This is a genomic window from Streptomyces sp., assembly GCF_031178505.1.
GTDB classification, from domain to species: Bacteria; Actinomycetota; Actinomycetes; order Streptomycetales; family Streptomycetaceae; genus Streptomyces; species Streptomyces gulbargensis.
In genome coordinates this window covers 1-4,504 of sequence record NZ_JAPSIW010000584.1, presented here as the reverse complement: position 1 = coordinate 4,504, position 4,504 = coordinate 1, and the positions used below count along the sequence as shown (strand labels likewise).

Annotated in this window: 3 protein-coding genes and 1 pseudogene; 2 read left to right on the top strand and 2 right to left on the bottom strand. The window is 70.0% G+C overall.

Annotated elements, in window-relative coordinates; all coding sequences use genetic code 11:
• Positions 1–862, bottom strand: a pseudogene (locus tag RIF68_RS28315) (lysine--tRNA ligase); the annotation flags it as partial.
• 200 nt (positions 863–1,062) lie between these two features.
• Between RIF68_RS28315 and argS the strand changes: the two are divergent.
• Complete coding sequence (gene argS, locus RIF68_RS28310; protein WP_309054138.1) at positions 1,063–2,820, top strand: arginine--tRNA ligase; 1,758 nt, start codon at positions 1,063–1,065, stop codon at positions 2,818–2,820.
• Between the two features lie 136 nt (positions 2,821–2,956).
• On the opposite strand, the gene RIF68_RS28305 is transcribed toward argS, so the two are convergent.
• Positions 2,957–3,229, bottom strand: coding sequence for a DUF1876 domain-containing protein (locus RIF68_RS28305; RefSeq protein ID WP_309054139.1), 273 nt, complete (start codon positions 3,227–3,229; stop codon positions 2,957–2,959).
• 195 nt (positions 3,230–3,424) lie between these two features.
• Here RIF68_RS28305 and RIF68_RS28300 point away from each other — a divergent pair, with 195 nt between their 5' ends.
• On the top strand, positions 3,425–4,306 hold the full coding sequence (locus RIF68_RS28300) for an NAD(P)-binding domain-containing protein (protein ID WP_309054137.1): 882 nt from the start codon (positions 3,425–3,427) through the stop codon (positions 4,304–4,306).
• Positions 4,307–4,504: the final 198 nt, after the last annotated feature.

The window sequence follows — 4,504 nt, the reverse complement described above, 5'->3', positions numbered from 1 at the left end:
CCGGCGAGGAGTGGTCGACACCGGAGGGCTCGAAGATCACGCCCTCGTAGGCCCAGCGCATGGGCCAGTCGACCTTCCACACCAGCTTGCCGCGGTTGAACTCGCTGAGCTTGACGGTCTCCGCGAAATCGCACGCCGCGCAGGTGTAGCTGAGCTCGGTGGTGTCGTCGTCGTAGGAGGTGACGGTGGTGAAGTCCTTCTCGCACCGCCCGCAGTACGGCTTGTACGGGAAGTAGCCCGCGCCGCCGCCGGAGCCGTCGTCCTCGCCCGCCGCGCCGGAGCCCTCGGCGGCCTCCAGCTCGGCCTCGTCGACCGGCTTCTGCGACTGCTTCTTGGGGGCCTTCTTGGTGCGGTACTGGTCGAGGATCGCGTCGATGTCGGCGCGGTGGCGCATGGCGTGCAGGATCTGCTCGCGGTAGACGCCGGAGGTGTACTGCTCCGTCTGGCTGATCGGCTCGTAGGGGACGCCCAGCTCGGCCAGCGCCTCGACCATGGCCGCCTTGAAGTGCTCGGCCCAGTTCGGGTGCGGCGAACCGGCCGGCGCCGGGACGGACGTCAGCGGCTTGCCGATGTGCTCGGCCCAGCTCTCGTCGATGCCCTCGACGCCGTTGGGCACCTTGCGGTAGCGGTCGTAGTCGTCCCAGGAGATGAGGTGCCTGACCTCGTGTCCCCGGCGGCGGATCTCGTCGGCGACCAGGTGCGGGGTCATGACCTCGCGCAGGTTGCCCAGGTGGATCGGGCCGGACGGGGAGAGGCCGGAGGCGACGACGACCGGTTTGCCAGGCGCACGTCGCTCCGACTCGGTGATGACCTCGTCCGCGAAACGGGAGACCCAGTCGGTCTCGGTGCTGCTCTGAGCCACGGTCGGTACGTCCTTCTTTCTGGATTCCCTCGAAGCCTTACGTCGGCCATTCTCCCAGACGGAGCGAACCGCTCGGAGGTTGTCCACAGGTCGCGGACCGTCCACAGGCGAGGGGCTGGGGGAGAAAACACGTTGCCCGCCCATGGGACACTTGACAAGCGATATAGCCCACCCCGACACGACAACAGGAACGGAAGCTCATGGCCTCGGTCCCTTCCCTCGCTTCGACCGTGCAGCAGCGCCTCGCGGAAGGCCTCTCGGCAGCCCTGCCGGAGGCCGGGTCCGCCGACCCGCTGCTGCGACGAAGCGACCGGGCCGATTTCCAGGCCAACGGCATCCTGGCGCTGGCCAAGCAGCTGAAGGGCAACCCGCGGGAGCTCGCGGCGAAGGTCGTCGGGGCCATCCCGGCCAACGACGTCCTCGGCGAGATCGAGGTCTCCGGCCCCGGCTTCCTGAACATCACCGTCACCGACGCGGCCATCGTGCGGACGCTCGCGGCCCGCGCGGCCGACGACCGGCTCGGCGTGCCGTTCAACGAGTCGGCCGGCACGACGGTCATCGACTACGCCCAGCCGAACGTGGCGAAGGAGATGCACGTCGGCCACCTGCGGTCGGCCGTGATCGGCGCGGCCATGGTGGAGATCCTGGAGTTCACCGGCGAGAAGGTGGTCCGGCGCCACCACATCGGCGACTGGGGCACCCAGTTCGGCATGCTCATCCAGTACCTGGAGGAGCACCCGCACGAGCTGGACCACAAGGACGCCGAGGTCACCGGCGAGGAGGCGATGTCCAACCTGGACCGCCTCTACAAGGCTGCCCGCCGGCTGTTCGACGCCGACGAGGAGTTCAAGACCCGGGCCCGGCGCCGGGTGGTCGACCTCCAGGCCGGCGATCCGGGGACCCTCGCCACCTGGCAGCGGTTCGTCGACGAGTCGAAGATCTACTTCTTCTCCGTCTTCGAGAAGCTCGACATGGACATCCGGGACGAGGACATCGTCGGCGAGTCGGGCTACAACGACATGCTGAACGAGACCTGCCGGCTCCTGGAGGAGTCGGGCGTCGCGGTCCGTTCCGAGGGCGCGCTGTGCGTCTTCTTCGACGACATCAAGGGCCCGGACGGCAACCCGACCCCGCTGATCGTCCAGAAGTCGGACGGTGGCTTCGGATACGCGGCGACCGACCTGTCGGCGATCCGGGACCGGGTGCAGAACCTCAAGGCGTCCACCCTGCTGTACGTGGTGGACGCCCGGCAGGCACTGCACTTCCGGATGGTCTTCGAGACCGCCCGCCGGGCCGGCTGGCTGAACGAGGACGTGAAGGCGGTCCAGCTGGCCTTCGGCACGGTCCTCGGCAAGGACGGCAAGCCGTTCAAGACCCGTGAGGGCGAGACGGTCCGGCTCGTGGACCTGCTGGACGAGGCGATCGACCGCGCCTCGGCCGTGGTCCGCGAGAAGGCCCAGGACCTCACCGAGGACGAGATCGCCGAGCGCGGCGCCCAGGTGGGCATCGGCGCGGTGAAGTACGCGGACCTGTCGACCTCGGCGGCCCGCGACTACAAGTTCGACCTGGACCAGATGGTCTCGCTGAACGGCGACACCTCGGTGTACCTGCAGTACGCGTACGCCCGGATCCAGTCGATCCTCCGCAAGGCCGGGGACGCGAAGCCGGCCGCGCACCCGGAGCTGGCGCTCGCGCCCTCGGAGCGCGCGCTCGGCCTGCACCTGGACGCCTTCGGCGAGCTGGTGGCCGAGACCGCCGCCGAGTACGCGCCGCACAAGCTGGCCTCCTACCTCTACCAGCTGGCGTCGCTGTACACGACGTTCTACTCGGAGTGCCCGGTCCTGAAGGCGGACACGGCGGAGCAGGTGGAGAACCGTCTGTTCCTGTGCGAGCTGACCGCCCGCACGCTCCACCGGGGCATGGCCCTCCTGGGCATCCGCACCCCCGAGCGCCTCTGACACCCACCCGCACGACACGGGACCGGAAGGCCCCGGTACGGACCGCGTGATCCGTACCGGGGCCTTCCGGCGTCCCGCCGCACCCCCGGACGCGCGTGAGGGGGCCGTACGACGGCGTGTCCGGCCCGTGCGGGGATCAGCGGGGAATCGGGTGCGAGGTCCGTCCGGAGACCTCGTCGATCTCCGTGTGCGCCTTCTGCAGCAGCTGGGAGGCGAGGTCCATGAGGGCCCGCGCCCCGGCGATCTCCTCCCCCACCCGCAACTGCTCGGGGTCGGAGGGGTGTCGATTCGCCGTTCCGTGGGCACGGAACTCCGTACCGTCGGTGAGCCGCACCATGGCCGCCGCCCGCGTCCGGTCGCCCTCCTCCTTGAACTCCATCTCCACATGCCATCCCACGAGGGTGTGCATCATGAGGACCACCTCCGGCGAGGTACCTGTCGGCGCTCGTACTTCTCCAGGGTGCGCCGCCCCGCCGTTCCTTACCAATCGGTGCGTTCCTGAGGGAAAAGTCGGTACTTGTGGGGCAAGACGCCCCCGACGATGATCGAAACGAGCCGCGAGGGCGGCTCCTCCCCCTCACTCTCGTCACTGGAGTCATGTCCCATGCCTGAGAACACCCCGGCTGCCCGCGTCTCCGTCCTCGGCCTCGGCCTGATGGGGAGCGCCCTGGCCTCGGCCTTCCTGAAGGCCGGCCACGAGGTCACCGTGTGGAACCGGTCCGCCTCCAAGACCGGCCCGCTCGTCGCCCAGGGCGCCAAGCCCGCCGACACGGCCACGGAGGCCGTCGAGGCCAGCCCGCTGGTCATCCTCTGCCTGCTGACCAACGACAACGTCGGCGAGCTGCTCGCCACGCTTCCCGAGTCCCTGGCGGGCCGCACCGTCGTCAACCTCACCAACGGCACCCCGGCGCAGGCCCGCGCGCTCTCCGAGCAGGTCACGGAGCGCGGTGCCCGCTACGTGGACGGCGGCATCATGGCCGTCCCGCAGATGATCGCCGGCCCCCACGCGTACGTCTTCTACAGCGGTGACGAGGAGGCGTACAAGGAGCACGAGGCGACCCTGGCCGCCCTCGGCGGCACCCGCTGGACCGGCACGGACCCGGGCTTCGCCGCCCTGCACGACCTCGGTCTGCTGACCGGCATGTACGGCATGATCATCGGTGTGGTCCAGGCGCTCGCCCTGGTCCGCACGGAGAACATCCGCGCCGAGGAGTTCAGCGGCCCGCTGGTCGAGTGGATCCAGGCCATGCTGGGGATCGTCCCGGGCATCGCCCAGGCGATCGACTCCGGTGAGCACCTCACCGACGTGTCGAGCCTGGCGGTGAACCAGTCGGCGTTCCCGAACTTCCTGGAGACCTTCGCCGCCCAGGGCGTCAGCTCCGAGCTGTTCGAGCCCTTCCAGGCCCTGCTGGACCGCTCGATCGCCGAGGGCCACGCGGCGGACGGCCTCTCCCGCCTGGCGGAGATGCTCAAGGCCGAGAAGTAACCCCCGGCCCGCCCCCCGGGTGGTGTCCCGCCGATCGCGCCGGCTTCCTCCCCCGGCCCGATCGGCGGGACACCACCCCCCGGTCCCGCACGTGGTCGCGCCGGGCTGTGCGGAGCCCGGCACGACCTCCGGGGCGCGGTCAGCGTCCGATCATGCGGGCGGCCTCGGTCGCCCAGTAGGTGAGGATCATCCCCGCTC

What these genes read in the sequence shown, in the direction of transcription:
- RIF68_RS28300 (WP_309054137.1), top strand. Translation starts at nt 3,425, where the DNA reads ATGCCTGAGAACACCCCGGCTGCCCGCGTCTCCGTCCTCGGCCTCGGC.
- argS (WP_309054138.1), top strand. Translation starts at nt 1,063, where the DNA reads ATGGCCTCGGTCCCTTCCCTCGCTTCGACCGTGCAGCAGCGCCTCGCG.
- RIF68_RS28305 (WP_309054139.1), bottom strand. Translation starts at nt 3,229, where the DNA reads ATGCACACCCTCGTGGGATGGCATGTGGAGATGGAGTTCAAGGAGGAG.